We start from the raw sequence: 18,886 nt of genomic DNA, 5'->3' as shown, positions 1-18,886 counted from the left end.
GACTCCGGTCGGCGCGTCAGTAGGCGCCGCGACGGCTGAGGACGGCGGGGACCGTGCGCAGCATCAGCGCGAAGTCGCGGAGGATACTGCGGCTGTTCAGGTAATCGATGTCCATGACGACCTGCTGTTCGAAGGGGATGTCGGCGCGGCCCGAGACCTGCCAGGTGCAGGTGATGCCGGGTTTGCCACCCAGACGCTGCCAGCTGGCATCGCGGTAGGTGATGACTTCGTCCGGCAGGGCGGGGCGCGGTCCGACGATCGACATGTCACCGCGCAGCACGTTGATCAGCTGGGGCAGCTCGTCGAGTGACGTCTTGCGCAGCCAGGCCCCCACACGGGTGATGCGCGGGTCACGCTTCATCTTGAAACAGACGCCATCCCGCTCGCTGCTGGCGAGCAGCTCGGCGCGACGGGCTTCGGCATCCCGCACCATGGAGCGGAACTTCAGCATCATGAAGGGTTTGCCGTTGGCGCCGATGCGGCGTTGGCGAAACAGTGCCGGGCCCCGGTCCTCGGTGCGGATGGCCAGTGAGATGAGCGCGAACAGCGGGGCGAGGACCAGCAGCGCGGAACCGGCGATTGTCACATCCACCAGGCGCTTGAGCGCCGCGTGATAAGGGGTTCGGTCCAGGCGTGCCTTCAGTCCCGCCAGCGTGGCGTGTGCCAGGAAGGTCACGTTGCCGATGAGATAGCGCTGGGCCAGACGCCGGGGTTCCTGGGCCAGACGCCACATCCACTCGCAGCCGCAGCGTCGCACCCAGGCCGGGGCGCGGCTGACATTGTCGGCGTAGTAGTCGAACAGGCCCCCGACACCCAGCACCACAGGCACCTGCAGGCGATGACGGTTCTCGGCGATCCAGTTCTCCTGAATCGGCACGCCGAAGCCCACGAACAGCAGATCCGGTTTTGCCCGGTTGATGCGCGAGATCAGCAGCTCCGTCTCCTCCGCGGCGAAGAAACCGTGTTGGGTACCGGCGATGTCCAGGGTCGGATAGCGCTGCTGCATGGCGTCGGCGGCTTTGGCCGCGGTGCCCGGGCTGCCGCCCAGCAGGTAGATCGAGAGTCCTCGGGTGGCGGCGCGGTCGCACAGAGCCGGGAACAGATCGGTGCCGTTGAGATTGTCGCCCAGCGGCGAGCCGGCCAGCTTGGAGGCGATGCGAATGCCCGACCCATCCGGGAGCAGCAGGTCGGTTTGCGCCAGGCTCTGGCGATATTGCGCATCGCGGCGGGTCACATTCACACAGTGTGCGTTGATGAAGTTGATCGTCGTCGGCGTGCGCTGAGCGGCGCGTTCGGTGATGGCGTCAACGGCCGCCTCAAGCGTGGCCGACACCAGAGAAAGGCCGAACAGGGGGGCCGTGGCCAGCGCCTGTTCAGGTGCCGGTGAGACGAAGGCAGTCGAGGTGTGGGTGTCGAGATGGGCAGTGTTCATGGTGACTCTCCAGTGGCGATCGAATGAGCTGTCTGGAGAAGGTGTTTCATAAATCGTGCCAACTTTTATTTTTTGTTAATAAACAATTATCTATGTTTATTTTTGCGGAGGAGAATGGCGTTGGGACAAGGCTTGGAAGGCGCTCGGGTTGCAGCCTGCATCGTCGAATGCAAATGGCATGTCAATTTGCGACTGAGTCGCTGGAAAGCGCCCTGTGGCGGTGGAGATATCTAGCTAATTGATTGTCATGTAAAAGGTTTTTGGAGTTGGCCCGATTATTGAATGATATGGGCAAATACTATTGACCGGTGCCGGACATGAACCCATTCGCTTTTCGCTTTCGCCATGCCCGCCAGGACGTCAGCCCACTGATGCGTGGCCTGGTCGCCTTCGGCAGTGCCGAGATGATCAATCGTGTCGTGCGTATCGTGGCGATCGTGGTGATCGCCCGGCAGGTGTCCCCCAACATCATGGGCGTGGCGGCGCTGGCCCTGAGCCTGTTCGAAGTGGTCAGAGCCTTGGCCAACGCCGGGATCGGCCAGCGGATCATCGCTGCCGACGTGGATGCATTGGCGGCGACCTGCAACACAGCCCTCAGGCTGTTCTGGTGCTGGTGCCTCGGCGTGGCTGCGATTCAACTCGTCCTGGCCGCTGGGCTGCATCTCTTCGGCATGCAAGAGATTCCGCTGATGCTGGCCCTGCTCTCCGGTGTCTATCTGTTCATGCCGGCGGGGCTGGTGCAGGTGTTTCTGCTCATGCGCGAGGAGCGCTTCGGTACGATCGCGCGGATCGCGACCGTGCAGAACGTCAGCGATCATCTGCTGACCCTGCTCTTCGTGCTGCTGTGGCCGAGTGCCTGGGCCATCGTGCTGCCCAAGCTGGTCACTGCGCCGGTGTGGCTGGTACTGGTGCGTCGGGCCAAGCGGTGGGTGCCGCAGCACGAGGCGGGGTATGTGCCCTGGCGTACCTTCATGGGCTTCGCCGTCGGTGTCCTGATCACCGAAATGGTCAATGTCGCGCGCACGCAACTCGATAAGCTGATCGTCGGGGCCGTCTTTGGTGTCAAGGCGCTGGGTATCTACTATTTTGCGTTCAACGCAGGCCTTGGTATCACCACCTCCTTCGTGATGGCGCTGGGTCAGATACTGTTCCCCTACATCTGCCGCGCGGACGGCTTGGCCGATCGCCGACGCCGGTGTCGCAAGGGGCTGATGCTGGCGCTGGTGGTGTTCATGCCGGTGTTGCTGCTGCAGGTCTGCCTGGCGCCCTGGTACGTACCGTTCATCTTCGGTGCCCAGTGGACGCCGTCGGCCCCGCTGGTCTCGATTCTGGGGCTCGGGGCGATGCCGATGATCTTCGCCGCGGTGGCCAGCGCCTGGTTGCGAGCACTCGACCAGCCGGGCGTCGAAGCCATGATGAGCAGCATGGCGACGGCGGCGGCCCTGGGTGGCCTGGCGGCCTTTGCCGGCTGGGGGCTGCTGGTGGCTGCGGGGGCCTACGTGGCGGGGCTCGCGCTGATCCTGATTCCCGGCTCGATCTGGTGCCTGAGGCAAGATGCTGGCATCGTCCAACGGATGCCGTTCAAGAGGGCCTGTGCATGACTCGACCGAGGTTTTCCGTCGTGATTCCGGTATACAACGCCGCGGACAGTATCGAGGAGACGGTCGCGAGCGTGCTGCGACAGACGGAGCCTCACTTCGAACTCTGGCTCATCGACGATGGCTCCACCGATGACTCTCTGGCGCGTCTACACGCCCTGGAGGCGCGCGATGCACGTATTCGCGTGGTCTCCATGGCCAATGGCGGTGTCGCCGCAGCGCGCAACGCTGGGGCGGACCGTGCCGAAGGAGAGTGGATCGCGTTTCTCGACGCCGATGACGTATGGCATCCCACCAAGCTCGAGCGACATTGGCAGCATCATGGCCAGGATCCACTGCTCGACATGAGTTTCGCCAAGATCGCCTTTCTGCTCGGCGAGGGGGACGACCTGGCACGCGCGCAGACAATCTCCACCGTTCCGCCGGACGCGCTGACGCTCGGGGATGTGCTGGGGGAGAATCCGGTCTGCACCAGCTCCAATCTGGTCGTCAGTCGCGAATGCTGGCAGGCCAGTGGCGGATTTCGTCGAGGCATGCAGTACGCCGAGGATCAGGAGTGGCTGGCGCGCGCCGTCAACCAGGGGCGGCGTATTCGCGGCATGGATGTGCTGCTGGTCGGATATCGACTGTCGGCCGACGGGCTGTCGGCCAATCTGCGCGCCATGTATGACGGCTGGCAGACGCTGACACAGGACTACGCGGCGGATTTCGATGCCTCCTCCGCGCGGGCGCTGTATTGCCGTTACCTGGCGCGCCGGGCGCTTCGCGCGGGCAGTTCGCCATGGCTGGCACCGCGCTTCGCGCTGGTCGGGGTGGCCAGTTCGCCACGGGCGTTCTTCCGCGATCGACGCCGGGGCCTGATGACCCTGGCGGGAGCGATGGTCAGCCCGCTGCTGCCTCGCACCCTGCGTATGCGGCTATTCGCCTAGTCTCTGCAATACAGCCCCTTCAAGACACTCCTTCGTCAAGTGCTTGTCACGATCCCTTTCTCGAGACGGTTTCCACGACAGCATGTCGTCGTCTGGCCGCTCCGCACGCTCTTGTTCCGCTGTTCTTTATCTCGCTGTTCCGTATGTCGCTGGTTCTTCTCGCCGCCGTCGCTCCCGAGCAAATTGCGAAACCGCAAAAGGCGCGCGTTGCAATTTGCGGTCATTGGCATAAAACATCGACATGATGACAGCGGATTTTTTACAAGTCTTTGATTTGTATTGTAAATAAAAGTTGGCATGGTTTTTGATACTCAAAGGGCAGGACACCATCTTCTGACCACGCTTGGAGTAACCGCCATGACCCTGCCCATCTTCTCCGTCATCATGCCCGTCTACAATGTGGAAGCTTTCGTCGGTGAGGCGATCCAGTCCGTGCTCGATCAGACGTTCCAGGATTTCGAGCTCATCATCGTCGACGATGGCTCCCTCGATCACAGCATGCAGGTATGCCGAGCGTTTTCGGATGAGCGCATTCGCATCGTGACCCAGCGCAATCGGGGGCTCGCGGGAGCCCGTAACAGTGGCATCGCGGTGGCACGCGGGCGCTATATCGCGCTGCTGGACTCCGATGATCGTTGGGACCCGACCAAGCTCGCGCTGCACTTCATCCATCTCAATGCCGATGAGTCGGTCGACGTCAGTTATTCCGGCTCCCGCCTGATCGACGCCCAGGGGCGTCCGCTCGGCGTCAGCCAGCAGCCCCGGTTGACCGGTGTCGAGGCCCGTCACGTCCTCACGCGTAACCCGGTGGGCAATGGGTCAGCGCCAGTGATTCGGCGCCGTGCCCTGGATCGCGTCGCCTTCGTACATCCGCAGGAGCCCGGACGCCTGTGCTGGTTCGACGAGAGCTTCCGCCAGTCAGAGGACATCGAACTGTGGTTGCGCATGATCGCGGGGTACGGCTGCCGTTTCGAGGGCATCGAAGGCCTGCTCACCGACTATCGCATCGTCATCGGCGGGCTCTCCTCCAATGTGATCCGCCAGTACGAGAGCTGGGAGCGGGCGATCTCCAAGGCACAGGATTACGCGCCTGCGCTGCTGGCCCGTCACGGGGCGCGTGCCCGGGCCTATCAACTTCGCTATCTGGCCAGACGGGCGGTGCAACTGGGGGATGGCTCCTTCGCCGTGGCGCTGATGCGTCAGGCGCTGGCGGCCAGCCCGTGGATCGCGCTGCAGGAGCCCTTCAAGACGCTCGAGACCAGCCTCGGCGCGATGGCAGCACGCTGGCTGTCACGTGAACGCTTTGCCATGCTGTTGAGTCGTCGTCTGGGTACCGAGGTCGCCGCATGAAAACGCTCAAGATCGTTCATCTGGTGGACGATGTGTCACCCGGTGGCGTCATGCAGGCTCTGGCCATCTTCGAGCATCCTGCCTGGGTCGGTCGTCTGCGCTGCCGGGTGGTGACGGTGAAACCGGATCATGAGCTGGCGCCGAGGCTGGATGCGGATGTGATCATGACGCATTTTCCGCCGCGCTGGCGGGCGCTGCCCTTCCTGGCGTCACTGCGACTGCGCCATCGTCACGCCCGTCTGATCCATATCGAACACAGCTATACACGTGCCTGGGCGGCGCATCACGTCGCGCACGCCGGCCGGTTTCGGATGATGTTGAACATCGCCTCTCGCCTGTTCGACAAGATCGTCTCGGTGTCGCAGGGGCAGTCGCAGTGGTTGACCGAAGCTGTTGGGATCGCGCCGCAGCGAGTGCAGGTGGTATCGCCCTGGAGCGATGTGCCCGCGCTACAGGAGATACCGCCCTCGGACTGGCAGGGGCAGCGCCCGCTGGTGGTGGGAGCCTATGGCCGATTCGTCTGGCTGAAAGGATTCGATCGGTTGATCGCCCGGTTCCTGGCCCTGGACCCCGAGCGCTATCAGCTGCGGCTGGGCGGTAGCGGGCCGGAGGAGCAGGCGCTGCGCGCGTTGGCGGGAGATGCCCCGCATATCCATTTCGTTGGTCAGGTCGATGACCGCGCCGATTTTCTGGCCGCGTGTGATCTCATCGCCGTGCCGTCGCGCTGGGAGTCCTTCGGCCTGGTGGCGACCGAGGCTCGACAGGCGGCCAGGCCGGTCCTGGTCGCGGGCGTGGATGGCCTGCCCGAGCAGGCGGCCAAGGCCGGGTGGGAAGTGGATTTCGATAGCGAACAGGGGCTGAGCACCTGTCTTCACGATCTGACGCCGCCGGGGCTGGTGGCCATGGGGTTGTCTGCGCGGGCCTCCACGCAGAGTCTCGTCGATGATCGACTGCTGCGCTGGCGTGAGTTACTGCCTCTCGACTGAGTCCCCCTCCGGCGTGGGCACATCGCGTTGCCGTCGTTTTTCTGGCGGCTCCTCCCCAGTCGTCGCCACACCGGTGCCTTGCTGGCTCCGCCAGGCAGCCTGTCTGGCCGCGATACCGACGATGACCAGGGCCGGCCAGTAGAGATAGCTCAGGATCTCCAGGTTTTCACCGAAGCTGTAGAGGGTGAGCAGCAGCAACATGGCCAGGGCGACGCGACCGATGGGTTGGTAGAGTGCCAGCCGGCCCGCCATCCAGAAGCTCGCCGCCAGCGGAATGGCCAGGGCGATCGCCCCCAGTAAGCCTTTGACGAACAGCAGACCATACCAGCTATGGTGGCTCCCGATCGGCATGTACTCGACCAGGTGGGGGCCGTTTTCCACGATGCCATGGCCGAACCAGGGCGCCTCGTTGTGCCAGCGTTCGACGGCGATGCGGCCCAGGGCGGCGCGTACCCGGCTGGAGTCGGCGCGAGCGCTGGTGAAGCGCTGCACGGCTTGATCCAGCAAGCCCTGTATCTGGGGCGACAGCAGTCCCAGGAGCAAGATGGCGGGGGCCGCGGTGAACCAGGTCCAGGGTTGGCGCAGGCGGCTGACACCGAACGACACCGGCCAGACGATCGCCAGTGCCACCAGCGCCAGTCGCGACTGGCAAAGTAGCGCGATCAGCAGGCCCGCCGACACCCCGATGACTTTCCAGCCAAGCTGCTTCTCCTCCAGCGCGCAGAGGATGTGCACGACCGCGATCATCCCGGCCGCCGGCGACCAGGGTGCGAAGAACTGCCAGCGCGGCACGCCGGTCCCCGGTTCCAGCGTATATAGAATCACCGCAAAGTACTCCGGCCCCGACCCGCCGACGATCTTGAGTGGCGAGACATACAGCTGGCTCGGTAGCCCCACGAACGGCGCGACCAGAAAGAGAGGGATCAAGATCAGCGTCTGCAGCCCCAGGCGACAGACGGCTCGATAGATCACTTCAGGGCGCACGGGCAGCAAGGCGCCGGCCAGTGGGAACAGCGCCAGCAGTGCCCAGCCCTTGGCCCAGCCGATCGAGGACTTGATGGTCTTGCCCATGCCCAGTTCATTGAGCAGATGCCCGACGATCAAAATCACCAGCATCGCCAGCATCCCCAGCATCCAGATGAGGATCACCGGATGGGGCGGTGGTGGGCGCCATGACGCGGAGTCTGCCGGCGTCAGGTACAGCGTGACTGCCGCCATCGCCGTCAGAATCCAGGCCATGGCTGGCCCGGCGATGTATAAACCGCCGAGCAGCCAGAGCAGCCAGGTGCTCTGAATGGCGACCGATATCAGCCTTTCGGCAGTAGTAGTTTGATGATCGGCTGGCGTAGCCATAGCAGCAGGAAGCCCATGATGACGAAGATGCTGGCGACCACGCCGCCAGCCACCGCGAGGACCGTCGAGGGTGATGACGGGGCGTTGGGCAGCGAGGGCGACTCGAAGGTCTGGACGAGTGGGTAGGAGGCGAAGGGGTCCGACTTGTTGGTATCCAGCCGCGCCAGAGCCGAGGAGAACACCGCTTCGGAGATACGCTGCTCCCTGAGTCGATCCGACAGTTCGGCGGCCATCTGCACCAGTTCACCATGCTCCTGGTTCTGGCGCCGAATCTGGTGGCGAATCTCGGCCAGTTCCGCGTCTAGCCCGGCCACCGTGCCTTCCGCGCCCAACAACTCGTCGAACAGTCGGGCGCGACCTTCGCTCACCGAGAGGTCGATGAAGCGCTGCAGGGTCCGGGGCGGTAATCCCGTGAGCGTCGCGCCGCGTGCCAGCATCGCCTGTTGCAGGGTGTCTTTCTGGGCCTTGAGCTCGGTCAAGCGCAGATGGCGGTCGCCCAGGGTGGCACGATCCTGATTCCAGTCGGTCAGCGCAATGGCGTAGCGCGACAGCAGCGATTGAAAGATCGGATCGGCTTTCAACAGCAGTGCGCTGCGAGCCTCTGCCAGGGACACCTGCAATAATTGACTCAGGCGCTTGGCCGTTGCCTTGTATCGCTCCAGGTCGAGCTGAACGCTGCGCTGCTGTCCTTCCAGATCGTCGACGACCCCCAGGCGCTGATTGAACTGATCCAGCGTGGCCAGTCTCGCCTCCCCCTGGAACTCGAGCACCCGCCGCTGGGCTTGCTGCAACTTCTGCTCCAGCTCCTGAAGCCTGCCGAGGTCGGCGTTCTCGCGCTTCTCCGCTTCGTCCTGTCGCAGGCGCTCCAGGCTGGCCAGGAAGCTCTGGCGCAGTGCTTCGAGACGTGCCTGTGCCTGCTCGGGCGTCGGACCGGCCATGGCGACCATGATCAGGTTGGTCTGATCGACCAGTTTCACACTCGGGTTGGGGAGCCTGTCCCCGCCATCGTCGAGGCGCTTGGCGCCGCGTTGGAGCACGAGGTCCGAACCCAGCAGACGCTTGTAATTCTCCGTTGGGCTCAGCGAGGGCGTGGCAAAGGCGGAGCTGGTCTGTGATGACGCCTGGCCGATGGACTCCAGGTTGATCGAACCGCCGACACCCGAGCCGGGCAGAATCAGGGTCATCGAACTCTTGTAGCTGACCGGTGCCAGCAGCAGATAGGCTGCCAGCAATCCCCATATCATCAGCATGAAGGGGGCGATGGCAAAGATATAGCGGCGATAGCGACCCGCCGACGGTAGCCCATCTCGGACGAGCCACCAGAGACGCAGTAACCGGCGTGGTGGGGTTGAGTTGTTATCGGTCATGGTGCGGCATCATGAATGAGGATAACGGTGGCTGCTGGCCCCAGGGCCTCGCCTACCATCGACACGGCGTCCCTGACGTTCATCCAGCGGCTGTCGTAACAGGCGAGGGCGTCACCGGGCATCAGGTAGGGATTGATACGATCCCGGTCCTGGCGCTCCAGCATGTTCTCGATATCGCGGTCGATGACCACGGTGGTGTCATCGAACGGATTGGTGGAGATCAGAATGGCCTGGCGATGCGCATTCATCGCCGAGCCACCGACGCAGTTCGCGGTGACCAAGCCCTGCAGCAGACGAGTGCCATAGGGCAGGCTGGTCGACTCCTTGCCGATCGCCGAGGTGGCATTGCTGGGGGCGGGCCGCGACAGGTTGGACATGAATACGCGTATCCCGGGGGGCGTGACCGGCGTCGGGCGCACGAGCGCTGCATCGAAGCAGTGTGTGCTGGGCACCTCGACGCGATCTCCGGGCGCCAGTCGCATGTTAGTGGCGCTCGTGCCCTGGATCAGCCCGGAGAGATCGACGCTCGTCCATTGGTCGCCACGAATGACTCGGACGTCGCCCAGGTTGGCATCCGGTCGCGCGCCGGCGGCAGCCATGATCGCCGACGACAGGTTGCGTCCCAGATTGGCATCCCCCGCTGTCGGGCCGTCGCGCTGGCCGATTCGACTCTCGACCGGGCGCTCCCCGATGCGAACGGTGCCCTCGTTGAAAATCGCCCCCCTGACCGAAATCGAGATACCGGCGCGCTCCACCAACGAGACGGCGGCGACACGCGGTAGCGGCCTGACCAGCTGCTCCGCGACGAGCACATCGCTCAAGCGTGCCTCGACCTCGGCGATGGAGCGTCCCGTCGTGTCGATCACCGGGAGGCCTGGCAGTGCCAGGCGACCGAGTTCATCGATGACGTACATCCTGGAGAGGTCGCCCGGGTCACCCAGCACGTCGACACTGAGGCGGTCCCCGGGCGCGAGACTGGCGGGTTCGGCGCGCATTTGCGCCATCGGCACATACGTTTTGCCCTCGGGAGGCGGCGGCGTCATGTCAGGCGTACATTGGCGCTGGTAGGACTCGGCGTCCCACTGTTGTGGCATCCACAAGGCTCCATCCCGATTTTCGGGCGTGGGGGCGGAGGCGCAGCCTCCCAGTGCCATTGCGGCGGTGATGATCCACGCCGTGGTGCGTGTACGGTAAGGGGCTTTCTGCATGCGCACCTCTCTACATGATCAATCATTGTAGAGAAGTCGGTGCGTAAGGGAATCGATGTTTTGTTATGTGTGGGACGATAACCCAACGGAATATTCGCAAGTTGCAAAGTCATCACTGCCATTTGCCACTGGCCCTCTCCCAAATTGCAAAAGAGAAGGTGTTTTTTGTCGCTATTCTCGCGCCTGAACGTTGGCATCGATATTGCAATGCTTCTGATAACAGCGTCGGCTCAAAGTCTACTTAGCGTGCAAGAGGGCCCATCATGAAGGGATTGATCTTTGTCGAGCTGATGAACTTTCTCGACGAACAGTTGGGAGAGGACATCACCGAGAGGGTAGTGGCAGCGGCATCGCTACCCAACGAGGCTGCATTCACGGCGGTCGGTAATTACCCCAGTCACTATGCCTCGGCCCTCGTCGCTGCAGCGGCCAGGCTGACCGGTTCCGACGCCGCGACGATGTGCGAAGATTTCGGCCGTTTTATCTTTCTACGTTTCGAGAAGCGATTTCCGCATCTGCTGGAGCGTTACCGCAGCGCGCGCGAGCTTCTCGAACACGTGCAGGGGCATATCCACGAGGAGGTCAAGGTCATTTACCCTGATGCTTCGCCACCGCAGGTGGAAACGCATAGTGATATAGAGGGCTATACCGTGACTTATCGTTCACATCGCGGCTTTGCCCATATTGCCTATGGTCTGGTCGCGCAGTGCATCTCATTCTATAGTGAAGAGAGCGACGTTTATTGGAAGTCCGATAGCACTGCGCATGACGCGTGTTTCATCATCCGGCCCAGAAAAGGTATCTATCCCCTATGACGGAAAGCACTCGGGTCTTGATCGTCGAAGACATCGTGTCTCTTGCGCTTACCTATGCCAGTCAGCTGGAGGCCGCCGGGTGCCAGGTCGAAATCGCCGACAATGGAGAGAAAGCCCGATACTACATCGAGGCTGGCCAGCGCGAGCAGCAGGCATTCGATGTCATTCTGCTCGACCTGAAATTGCCGGATGTCGACGGTCTGGACTTTCTGGAGGCTGCCCCGGAGCTGACCAAGAGCGCCAGCGTCGTCGTCATCACCGCGGATGGCTCCATCAACCGCGCCATTCAGGCCATGCGTCTGGGCGCATACGACTTTCTGGTCAAACCGGTCTCGGTCGAACGGTTGACCACGACCGTGAAACGCGCCGGCGAGCGACTGCGCCTGGAGCAGGAAGTGCAGGTGGCGAGAAGTCTGCAGCGACGTGAGCAGTTCCAGGGGTTCATTGGCGGCTCCGATGTCATGCAGGTCGTGTATCGCGCCATCGAGAACGTCGCCAACTCCAAAGCCACCGTGTTCATCACTGGCGAGAGCGGGACGGGCAAGGAAGTGGCGGCCGAGGCCATTCATGAACTCAGTCAACGGCGATCGGGACGTTTCGTCGCGATCAACTGCGGTGCCATACCGGAAAATCTGCTCGAGTCCGAACTCTTCGGTCATGTCAAAGGCGCCTTTACCGGTGCCTTGGAGAACCGCACGGGCGCTGCCAGAGAGGCCAGTGGCGGTACGCTGTTTCTGGATGAAATCTGCGAGATGGAGCTGAAGCTGCAGGTCAAATTATTGCGCTTTCTGCAGACCGGCATGGTGCAGCCGGTGGGGAGCAATCGTGCCGTGCCGGTGGATGTACGCGTGGTCTGTGCCACCAACCGTGATCCCTTGACAGAGATGAGCGAGGGGCGTTTCCGCGAGGATCTCTTCTATCGGCTCTCGGTGCTGCCCATCGATCTGCCACCGCTACGCCAGCGCGGTGACGATGTGGTGCTGCTGGCTCAGGCGTTCATGGCGCGTTTCTCTGCCGAGGAGGGCAAGGCGTTCGAGGGTCTCGATGATGAGACGCAGCAAACGCTGCATCGCTATAATTGGCCGGGTAATGTCCGAGAGCTGCAAAACGAGATTCGCAGGGCCGTGGTGATGAGCGCCGGCAACACGCTCTCTCTGGCGCATCTGGGAGCTGTCGCCACGGTCCCGACAGCCAGCGCGGAGCCGACGGAAAGAGAGTCCAGCCGGACAGATCTTTCGCTAGACACTGACGAGGCTCTGCCGGGGCTCTCTTTCCAGGGGCTGACGCTCGAGCAGATCGAAAAAATGGCCATCGAAAAGGCCATCGCCAACAATGGCGGCAGTGTTCCCGGTGCCGCACGTGATCTCGCCGTCAGTCCCTCCACGATCTACCGCAAGCTGGAAAAATGGTCGTTGACCGGAGCCTCCTCCTAGGCTGGGTCTGAAATATCGAAGAAGTCAGCCCAGATCGAGGCGCGAGGTGTAAATGTCGAAGGGTGAGATTCTGGTCGTTGGTGGCGCCGGTTATATCGGCTCGCATATGGTCGAGCATCTGCATCGCTCGGGATATCGGGTGACTGTCCTGGACAATCTCTCCACGGGACATGCCGATGCCGTCGTCAACGCTGAGCTGGTCGTCGGTGACCTGGGCGATAGAGAGGTGCTGGGGCGCCTCTTTCGGTCGCGTGCCTTCGATGCCGTCATGCATTTCGCTGCTCTGAGTGAAGTCGGTGCTTCCATGACGCAGCCCGAGGCCTATTATCAGAACAATGTGGCCAAGACCATGTCGCTGCTGGCGGAGATGCGTTCTCAGGGCGTGGATAAGTTCGTTTTCTCGTCGACGGCTGCGGTCTACGGTGATGCTCAAGAGAGCGCCATCGGGGAGTCGAGCGATACCTCGCCGATCAATCCGTATGGATGGACGAAGCGCTTCGTCGAGCAGGTTCTACGTGACTACGCTCACAGCTACGCTTTTCGCTCCATGATCTTTCGCTATTTCAATGCAGCCGGTGCCGATCCCGGGGGGCGGTTGGGCGAACGTCACGATCCCGAGACACACCTCATTCCCCTGCTGCTCCAGGCCGCTTCCGGCCGTCGAGCGGACTTTACGCTGTTCGGCCGAGACTACCTGACGCCGGATGGCTCCTGCGTCAGGGACTTCATCCATGTCGACGATCTGTGTCGCGCGCACCGTCTGGGGCTGGAGGCGCTGTTGCGGGGAGAGCAGGGCGACGTCTTCAATCTGGGTAGCGGTGTCGGCTACAGCGTTCTGCAGGTCATTGAATCGGTCAGGCGCGTGACCGGGTGTGAGGTTTCCGTCAAGACCGCTGACCGCCGTGCTGGCGACCCGGGGTATCTCGTCGCCGACGTGGCGAAGGTCGAGCGCGCGCTTGGGTGGCGGCCACACTACTCCTTGGACGAGATGGTGGCACACGCCTGGCACTTCGAAACCGGCCGGCGATGAGGTAGCGACGGCGGTTGTCGGCTGGCACCTTAGGCAAGCGCGACACGACGGCGGGGCTCGATGAGCCCCGCCGTCTTGCGTCTGGGGCTCTGTTCGACGGGGGACGGGCCATTGGCTCTGCCGCCACCTTTACCAGTCGCGACGCGCAGCTCAACGGCGCGATGAGGGAGAGCGGAGATGGACGACATCCGCGGAATAGGAGCTTGCACAAGTAAAGTGATCGTTTTACATTGAGGTCATGGATATTCGCACACGACTGATCGACACCGCCGAGCAGCTTTTCGATCGCCATGGCTTCACCGCCACGGGAATGGATCGGCTGACCCACAGTGCCGGTATTTCCAGCCGCACGCTCTACAAGCATGTCGGCAGCAAGAACCGCCTGCTGGCGATCGTCCTCGACGAGCGCGACCGCCGTTTCATGCGCTCGCTGGCGAGCGCTGTCAGCGTGGATGAGCTGTTCGGGGCGCTGGGCGTGTGGTTCGCCGATCAGGGCGCGCGGGGCTGTCTGTTTCTGCGCAGCTGGGCCGAGACCGGCGGCGACGTACCGGAAGTCGTCGAGGCCATGGAGCGTCACAAGGCACGACTGCGGCAGCGCATCGAAGAGATCGTCGAAGCGGAGACCGGGCGTCGCGACGATGAGCTGGCCGACTCGATTCTGCTGCTGGTCGAAGGCGCGACGCACGCCGCGACCTACCGGGGTAGCGCGACCGTCGACGTGGCCCTCCGCGCGGCGCGGCGGTTGATCGACGGCGCGCGCGGCTAGGTGTTGCCTGACACGTCGACGAGCGATGGCCGGATCGGGACATGTCGCTAGGCCAAAAAACGGCGACAGATCGTCAGGATTGACGATGTGAACAGCGATGCTGCACGGAGTGCGAGCGACAAGGGTCTCGCGATTCAGAAGCGGACCGGACTGGCGCACGGATTGACGCGGTATCGACGCGCCTGTGACTCGTTCCGCTCGCACATCGGGCTGTTCCGAACGCCGTTCAATGAGCCGATTGGCCACGCTGTATTGCCGAGCCCAGTACTTTTCAGAAGGTGCCTCTCGGGCGGGAATTCTCAGGCAGCACTTTTCATTCAGGGCTTTTCGTTCAGGGCTTTGTAGCCAGGCATTACTCCCTGGAGAGTGAACAGGGCTGAACTAGAGAGTGACCAGGGCTCCAACGATCACTGCCTAGCGGGTGGTCGAGGACGCTTTCCTCTGACGGCAGGAGATTGCCCTCTCCGGCGCTATGTCGGCGGATGTGTCACGCACGTAAGGAAAACGATCACTTTACATCAGGGGCGTCGTCTCGAGGTCGTCACTCTAGCCCGATTCGGTAGCCAGGGAGGATTGCAGCATGACTCACCAGGAACGTCGACTCATCGTCGCGGGAACGCTATTGATCGGCGTGAGCTACGGCTTGGCACGCTTTGCCTACGGCCTGTTCCTGCCCAGCATGCGCGAGGATGTCGGGTTGAGTTCGACGATGGCGGGGGCCATCGGCAGCGGTGCCTACGTGGGCTACTGCTTCGCTATCGTGATCAGTGCGCTACTGGTGGAGCGACTCGGTGCTCGATCCATGGCCGTTGCCGCGGCCCTGGTCGCCGCGACGGGTATGGCGATCATCTCCGCCAGCACCAGCGCGCTGTGGCTTGCCGGCGCCATCCTGCTGGCGGGGGCCAGCACCGGGCTGGCCTCGCCCCCCATGGCCGAGGCCGTCTCGAGGGCGATCGCAACCGAGCGCCAGGGCCGTGCCAATACCGTCGTCAATGCCGGCACCAGTCTCGGCGTCGCCATCTCCGGTCCGGTGGCGTTCATCGCCACGGGGCAGTGGCGAATCGCCTATGCCGCTTTTGCGGTGATCGCTCTGCTCAACGCTGTGCTGCTGTTCGTCAGCGTACCGCGTGCCGGGACGAGCGAAGCGTGTGGCGACACTGCCTCGGAGACAGCCGGCCGGCGGAACCTGGGAGGACTGTGGCGGGCTTCGGCCTGGCGAGTGATGGTGGCCTCGGTGGGCATGGGCATTGCCAGCGCCGCCTACTGGACGTTTTCGAGCGAGGCGCTACTCACGCAAGGGCAGTTATCCCAGGCGTTGGCCAACAGCGTCTGGATTCTGATTGGCATCGCCGGCCTGGTCGGCGGCCTTGCCGGGGATCTCGTCAACCGCTTCGGCATCAACGGGGTGCATCGGGCAACGCTGGCCGCGCTGGCACTTGCACTGCTGCTGCTCGCGCTGATGCCCTCGAGCCTGTCAGCCGCCCTGGGTTCAGGCGCTCTGTTCGGGGCGAGCTATATCATGCTCACGGGTATCTATCTGGTCTGGGGCGTGCGCCTCTACAGTGACCGTCCCGCCATCGGGCTCGGTTTACCGTTCTTGATGATCGCGGCAGGCCAGATCGTCGGTTCGCCACTGGCGGGCTATCTGATCGGCCACCACGGCTACGCCTTCTGTTTCATCGCCTTTGCTTCGATCGCGTTGGTGACGATGCTGATCGGTTACATGCCCGCCCGCGGCGAGCAGGCCGATGTCGGGTCGAAAACGACGGTATCGAGCCAGTCGGCCACGCCGCTGCAACGCTTCTATCTGCCCGCCATGCCGCCGCTCGGGTTGATCGACAAGATCGGCCGTCTCGCTCGTCGTAGGTCCGGACGTTGATGACGTGATTGAGGCCGAGTCCCGAGAATGCGAACTCGCTCATGTTGATGTGCCCTGTCAGCAGCTCCCCCGGCAGGGCGCGCCCAGAATGCGCGTGCGGCATCCTGTGGCGTCTCTGGCGAACTCATTGCGCGACCTCGAGCTCGATGATGGTGTAGCGGTGGCTCAGGCGACGGTTCAGCACGGGGTCGGTGAGCGTCATCGAGAAGCGCGGGCTGGGCCGGATACCGCCGATGGCCGGCACCGTGCCGCACAGCAGCAGCGTGTTGGGGGCCAGCGATTCGCCCTGCTTGAGTGCGTCCGGCAGCTTGGCCAGCAGCGTCTCGATATCCAGCAGCTCGGCCAGCGTGCCCTGCTGATAGGAGACGACCTGGCCGTTCTCTGCGATCTCACTGGCCAGTGCCAGCGCATCCCAATGCTCGCGTACGGCTTCTAGTGGCCAGGCATGTCGGGCGACCGGCTTGGCGCAGATCTGCTTGGACTCGGCAACCCCCACGGCTTCCAGCTTGCGGTCGGTATGGTCGGAGGCGAGCGTCACCCACAGTCGGCCATTTTCGTCGCTGACAAGGCAGACCTCGGCTTCGCCGGAGCCTTCGCCACCGAGCATCTCGACGTGCTCCGCCTGGGTCAGCAGCTGCGCACTGGCGCGATAGAACAGCGGCACGCGGGAGGGCGGCTTGACCCCGATGGCGGCCAGCTCGTCGATATGGCGTTGCACGCCCGCCTGATCGCGGCCGGCCCAGCCGGCGATCGCCAGCCGTTGCGGTGTGACGGTGAGCGTGCCTCCGGGGGTATCGAAAGTCAGCATTGGCGGTTCCTGAGTTGTCGTTGTCGATGACGCGGCGGATCAGAGCGAGTTCGGCAGCCACAGGGCGATGCCGGGGAACAGGATCAGCAGTACGGCCATCACCACCATGGCGGCGATGAACGGCAGCGTGCCGATCACCACGTCGGAGAACGGCTTGCCGCGCCGGGCTGCCTGCACGATGTAGAGATTGAGCCCGACCGGTGGGGTGATCAGCGCCATCTCGACGAACAGGATCATCACCACGCCGAACCACACCTTGTCGAAGCCCGCGGCGAACAGCAGGGGCGCGATGATCGGCAGCGTGATCACCATCATCGACAGCGTCTCGATGAAGAAGCCGAGGATCACCAGCAGGGCCAGTACGCAGAGCAGCAGCGCCATCGGCGACAGCTCCAGCTGTGTCAGCAGCTGCGTCAGCTGGCCGGAGAGGCCCGCCGAGGCGAGCGCGAAGTTGAGAAACGAGGCCGCCAGCATGATGAACAGGATCATCGAGGTGGTGCGCACGGTGTTGTCGAGCGCTTGGGTCAACATGCGCCAGTCCAGACGCCGGTTGAACGCGGCGAGTATCAGCGCGACCAGCACGCCGATGGCGGCGGCTTCGGTGGGCGTCGCCCAGCCGGTGTAGATCGAACCGACGATGGCGATGAACAGGACCAGCAGCGGCAGCAGGAACTTCAGATGACGCAACCGCTCCGGCCAGCTCGAGCGACGGCGTGGCCCTCCCAGCGACGGCTTGACAGTACAGAACAGGATCGCCGTCAGCATGAACAGCCCGGTCAGCAGCAGCCCCGGGAGAAGTCCGGCCACGAACAGCTTGGGGATCGAGGTCTCGGTGAGGAAACCGTAGACGATCAGGTTGATCGACGGCGGAATCAGGATGCCCAGGGTACCGCCAGCGGCGATGCTGCCGCAGAAGAGCCGCGGATGATAGCCGAGTTTGTCGCCCTGCGGCAGCGCCACGGTGGAGATCGTGGCTGCGGTGGCCACGGAGGACCCCGAGGTCGCGGAGAACAGCATCGAGGTCATCACGTTAGCGTGCAGCAGGCCGCCGGGCAGCCAGGAGAGCCAGTGATCCATGGCGCGGTAGGCGCGCTCGGCGATCCCCGCGCGCACGATGATCTCGCCCATCAGCACGAACAGCGGAATCGCGATCAGCAGAAAGGAGTCCGCCGCTGACCACAGGTTCTGGCCGAGCGCCCGCATCAGCGGAAAGAACGAGAAGAATTGATCGACACCGAAGGCGAGCAGGAACAGCACGATGGCGACCGGGATACCGGTCAGCAGCAGTGCCAGAATCCCGATAGCGAGATAGGCAAGCATCAGGACGTTCCTCCTGTCGCGGTGTCGCGCGCGCGGGCCTCGAGCGGGTCGGCGTCGTGGCCCATGCCGATCAGTGTGCGAATCGTGGCGCTATCGCCGCCGACCGCTGCCAGCAGAGCGCGAAGCGCGAGCACCGCCGCCGCCAGGGCAAACCAGGTGTAGCCCGCGACCCAGACCAGCTGCGGTATCCACAGTGGCGTCGACAGCGGCGTATTGGCGGTGGTGTGGTTGGAGAGTGACCCCGAGAACACCGGCCAGGAGTGGATGACGATCATCCAGCCGACCAGATTGACGGCGAGTATCGAGAGCAGATCGAGCGCTGCACGGGCGGCGCTCGGCAGCTTCGAGTAGCCGACATCGATACGGATATGGGCACGTTCGACCTGCGTGTGCGAGAGCCCCCAGGCCGAGAGAATGGCGAGGACATAGCCGGCGTACTCCTGGACGCCTTCGAAGGAGTAGTCCAGCAGCTTGCGGCCGATCACTTCCAGGATGACCATGACCACGACGGCCAGCAGCAGCAGGCCGATGAGTCGAGCGGCCCAGCGCGAGACGAGACGGACGGCGCCCACGAGGGCGTCGATCAGAGAAACGAGAGCGAGCATGTTGAGT

General features: G+C 63.4%; 16 protein-coding genes. 9 read left to right on the top strand and 7 right to left on the bottom strand.

Annotated features, from left to right (window positions below):
- Window positions 1-16 precede the first annotated feature (16 nt).
- A complete protein-coding gene (locus DOM67_RS10920; RefSeq protein ID WP_110675756.1) occupies window positions 17-1,432 on the bottom strand; it encodes a WecB/TagA/CpsF family glycosyltransferase in 1,416 nt (471 codons plus the stop codon).
- 317 nt (window positions 1,433-1,749) lie between these two features.
- Here DOM67_RS10920 and DOM67_RS10915 point away from each other — a divergent pair, with 317 nt between their 5' ends.
- The 4 genes from DOM67_RS10915 to DOM67_RS10900 all read left to right on the top strand — a co-directional run bounded on the left by DOM67_RS10915 (window position 1,750) and on the right by DOM67_RS10900 (window position 6,295).
- Window positions 1,750-3,033, top strand: coding sequence for an oligosaccharide flippase family protein (locus DOM67_RS10915; RefSeq protein WP_110675754.1), 1,284 nt, complete (start codon window positions 1,750-1,752; stop codon window positions 3,031-3,033).
- Window positions 3,030-3,959, top strand: a complete 930-nt coding sequence (locus tag DOM67_RS10910; RefSeq protein ID WP_110675752.1) for a glycosyltransferase family A protein — start codon at window positions 3,030-3,032, stop codon at window positions 3,957-3,959. The genes DOM67_RS10915 and DOM67_RS10910 overlap by 4 nt, the downstream gene beginning before the upstream one ends.
- 357 nt (window positions 3,960-4,316) lie before the next feature.
- Entirely contained in the window at window positions 4,317-5,309 is a 993-nt protein-coding gene (locus tag DOM67_RS10905; protein ID WP_188115122.1) for a glycosyltransferase, read from the top strand.
- On the top strand, window positions 5,306-6,295 hold the full coding sequence (locus DOM67_RS10900) for a glycosyltransferase family 4 protein (protein ID WP_110675750.1): 990 nt from the start codon (window positions 5,306-5,308) through the stop codon (window positions 6,293-6,295). Before DOM67_RS10905 ends, DOM67_RS10900 begins: the two co-directional genes overlap by 4 nt.
- On the opposite strand, the gene DOM67_RS10895 is transcribed toward DOM67_RS10900, so the two are convergent.
- The 3 genes from DOM67_RS10895 to DOM67_RS10885 form a co-directional block, all read right to left on the bottom strand.
- Window positions 6,278-7,534 (bottom strand): O-antigen ligase domain-containing protein, encoded by a 1,257-nt coding sequence (locus tag DOM67_RS10895; protein WP_198651789.1) that lies wholly within the window; start codon window positions 7,532-7,534, stop codon window positions 6,278-6,280. The genes DOM67_RS10900 and DOM67_RS10895 overlap by 18 nt on opposite strands.
- Before the next feature lie 68 nt (window positions 7,535-7,602).
- Window positions 7,603-9,015 carry a hypothetical protein gene (locus tag DOM67_RS10890; protein ID WP_110675748.1) on the bottom strand — a complete coding sequence of 471 codons (1,413 nt, stop codon included), beginning with the start codon at window positions 9,013-9,015 and terminating at the stop codon, window positions 7,603-7,605.
- Window positions 9,012-10,169, bottom strand: coding sequence for a polysaccharide biosynthesis/export family protein (locus DOM67_RS10885; RefSeq protein ID WP_157958846.1), 1,158 nt, complete (start codon window positions 10,167-10,169; stop codon window positions 9,012-9,014). The genes DOM67_RS10890 and DOM67_RS10885 overlap by 4 nt, the downstream gene beginning before the upstream one ends.
- Window positions 10,170-10,486: 317 nt before the next feature.
- Here DOM67_RS10885 and DOM67_RS10880 point away from each other — a divergent pair, with 317 nt between their 5' ends.
- From DOM67_RS10880 to DOM67_RS10860, 5 genes are all read left to right on the top strand, one after another.
- A complete protein-coding gene (locus DOM67_RS10880; protein ID WP_110675744.1) occupies window positions 10,487-11,038 on the top strand; it encodes a heme NO-binding domain-containing protein in 552 nt (183 codons plus the stop codon).
- A 17-nt stretch (window positions 11,039-11,055) separates the two neighbouring features.
- Entirely contained in the window at window positions 11,056-12,471 is a 1,416-nt protein-coding gene (locus DOM67_RS10875) for a sigma-54 dependent transcriptional regulator (protein WP_110675742.1), read from the top strand.
- 52 nt (window positions 12,472-12,523) lie between these two features.
- Window positions 12,524-13,501, top strand: a complete 978-nt coding sequence (gene galE, locus DOM67_RS10870; RefSeq protein WP_110675740.1) for a UDP-glucose 4-epimerase GalE — start codon at window positions 12,524-12,526, stop codon at window positions 13,499-13,501.
- A gap of 238 nt (window positions 13,502-13,739) precedes the next feature.
- A complete protein-coding gene (locus DOM67_RS10865; protein WP_110675738.1) occupies window positions 13,740-14,267 on the top strand; it encodes a TetR/AcrR family transcriptional regulator in 528 nt (175 codons plus the stop codon).
- Window positions 14,268-14,847: 580 nt separating this feature from the next.
- Window positions 14,848-16,146 carry an MFS transporter gene (locus DOM67_RS10860; RefSeq protein ID WP_110675736.1) on the top strand — a complete coding sequence of 433 codons (1,299 nt, stop codon included), beginning with the start codon at window positions 14,848-14,850 and terminating at the stop codon, window positions 16,144-16,146.
- A gap of 124 nt (window positions 16,147-16,270) precedes the next feature.
- On the opposite strand, the gene DOM67_RS10855 is transcribed toward DOM67_RS10860, so the two are convergent.
- From DOM67_RS10855 to DOM67_RS10845, 3 genes are read right to left on the bottom strand one after another with little or no spacing between them, the layout of a single operon-like run.
- Entirely contained in the window at window positions 16,271-16,954 is a 684-nt protein-coding gene (locus DOM67_RS10855) for a DUF2848 domain-containing protein (RefSeq protein ID WP_110675734.1), read from the bottom strand.
- A gap of 39 nt (window positions 16,955-16,993) precedes the next feature.
- Complete coding sequence (locus tag DOM67_RS10850) at window positions 16,994-18,274, bottom strand: TRAP transporter large permease (protein WP_110675732.1); 1,281 nt, start codon at window positions 18,272-18,274, stop codon at window positions 16,994-16,996.
- Window positions 18,274-18,879 (bottom strand): TRAP transporter small permease, encoded by a 606-nt coding sequence (locus tag DOM67_RS10845; RefSeq protein ID WP_110675731.1) that lies wholly within the window; start codon window positions 18,877-18,879, stop codon window positions 18,274-18,276. The genes DOM67_RS10850 and DOM67_RS10845 overlap by 1 nt, the downstream gene beginning before the upstream one ends.
- Window positions 18,880-18,886 lie beyond the last annotated feature (7 nt).

Source organism: Salinicola sp. RZ23 (assembly GCF_003206675.1).
Classification (GTDB): Bacteria; Pseudomonadota; Gammaproteobacteria; order Pseudomonadales; family Halomonadaceae; genus Salinicola; species Salinicola endophyticus.
Note: the sequence above shows the minus strand (reverse complement) of the source record. Positions and strands in the feature narration are given on the sequence as shown.

Bases quoted from the DNA above. Each gene is read 5' to 3' on its own strand.
- DOM67_RS10920 (WP_110675756.1), bottom strand. From the start codon at position 1,432: ATGAACACTGCCCATCTCGACACCCACACCTCGACTGCCTTCGTCTCA.
- DOM67_RS10915 (WP_110675754.1), top strand. From the start codon at position 1,750: ATGAACCCATTCGCTTTTCGCTTTCGCCATGCCCGCCAGGACGTCAGC.
- DOM67_RS10910 (WP_110675752.1), top strand. From the start codon at position 3,030: ATGACTCGACCGAGGTTTTCCGTCGTGATTCCGGTATACAACGCCGCG.
- DOM67_RS10905 (WP_188115122.1), top strand. From the start codon at position 4,317: ATGACCCTGCCCATCTTCTCCGTCATCATGCCCGTCTACAATGTGGAA.
- DOM67_RS10900 (WP_110675750.1), top strand. From the start codon at position 5,306: ATGAAAACGCTCAAGATCGTTCATCTGGTGGACGATGTGTCACCCGGT.
- DOM67_RS10895 (WP_198651789.1), bottom strand. From the start codon at position 7,534: ATGGCCTGGATTCTGACGGCGATGGCGGCAGTCACGCTGTACCTGACG.
- DOM67_RS10890 (WP_110675748.1), bottom strand. From the start codon at position 9,015: ATGACCGATAACAACTCAACCCCACCACGCCGGTTACTGCGTCTCTGG.
- DOM67_RS10885 (WP_157958846.1), bottom strand. From the start codon at position 10,169: ATGGCACTGGGAGGCTGCGCCTCCGCCCCCACGCCCGAAAATCGGGAT.
- DOM67_RS10880 (WP_110675744.1), top strand. From the start codon at position 10,487: ATGAAGGGATTGATCTTTGTCGAGCTGATGAACTTTCTCGACGAACAG.
- galE (WP_110675740.1), top strand. From the start codon at position 12,524: ATGTCGAAGGGTGAGATTCTGGTCGTTGGTGGCGCCGGTTATATCGGC.
- DOM67_RS10865 (WP_110675738.1), top strand. From the start codon at position 13,740: ATGGATATTCGCACACGACTGATCGACACCGCCGAGCAGCTTTTCGAT.
- DOM67_RS10860 (WP_110675736.1), top strand. From the start codon at position 14,848: ATGACTCACCAGGAACGTCGACTCATCGTCGCGGGAACGCTATTGATC.
- DOM67_RS10855 (WP_110675734.1), bottom strand. From the start codon at position 16,954: ATGCTGACTTTCGATACCCCCGGAGGCACGCTCACCGTCACACCGCAA.
- DOM67_RS10850 (WP_110675732.1), bottom strand. From the start codon at position 18,274: ATGCTTGCCTATCTCGCTATCGGGATTCTGGCACTGCTGCTGACCGGT.
- DOM67_RS10845 (WP_110675731.1), bottom strand. From the start codon at position 18,879: ATGCTCGCTCTCGTTTCTCTGATCGACGCCCTCGTGGGCGCCGTCCGT.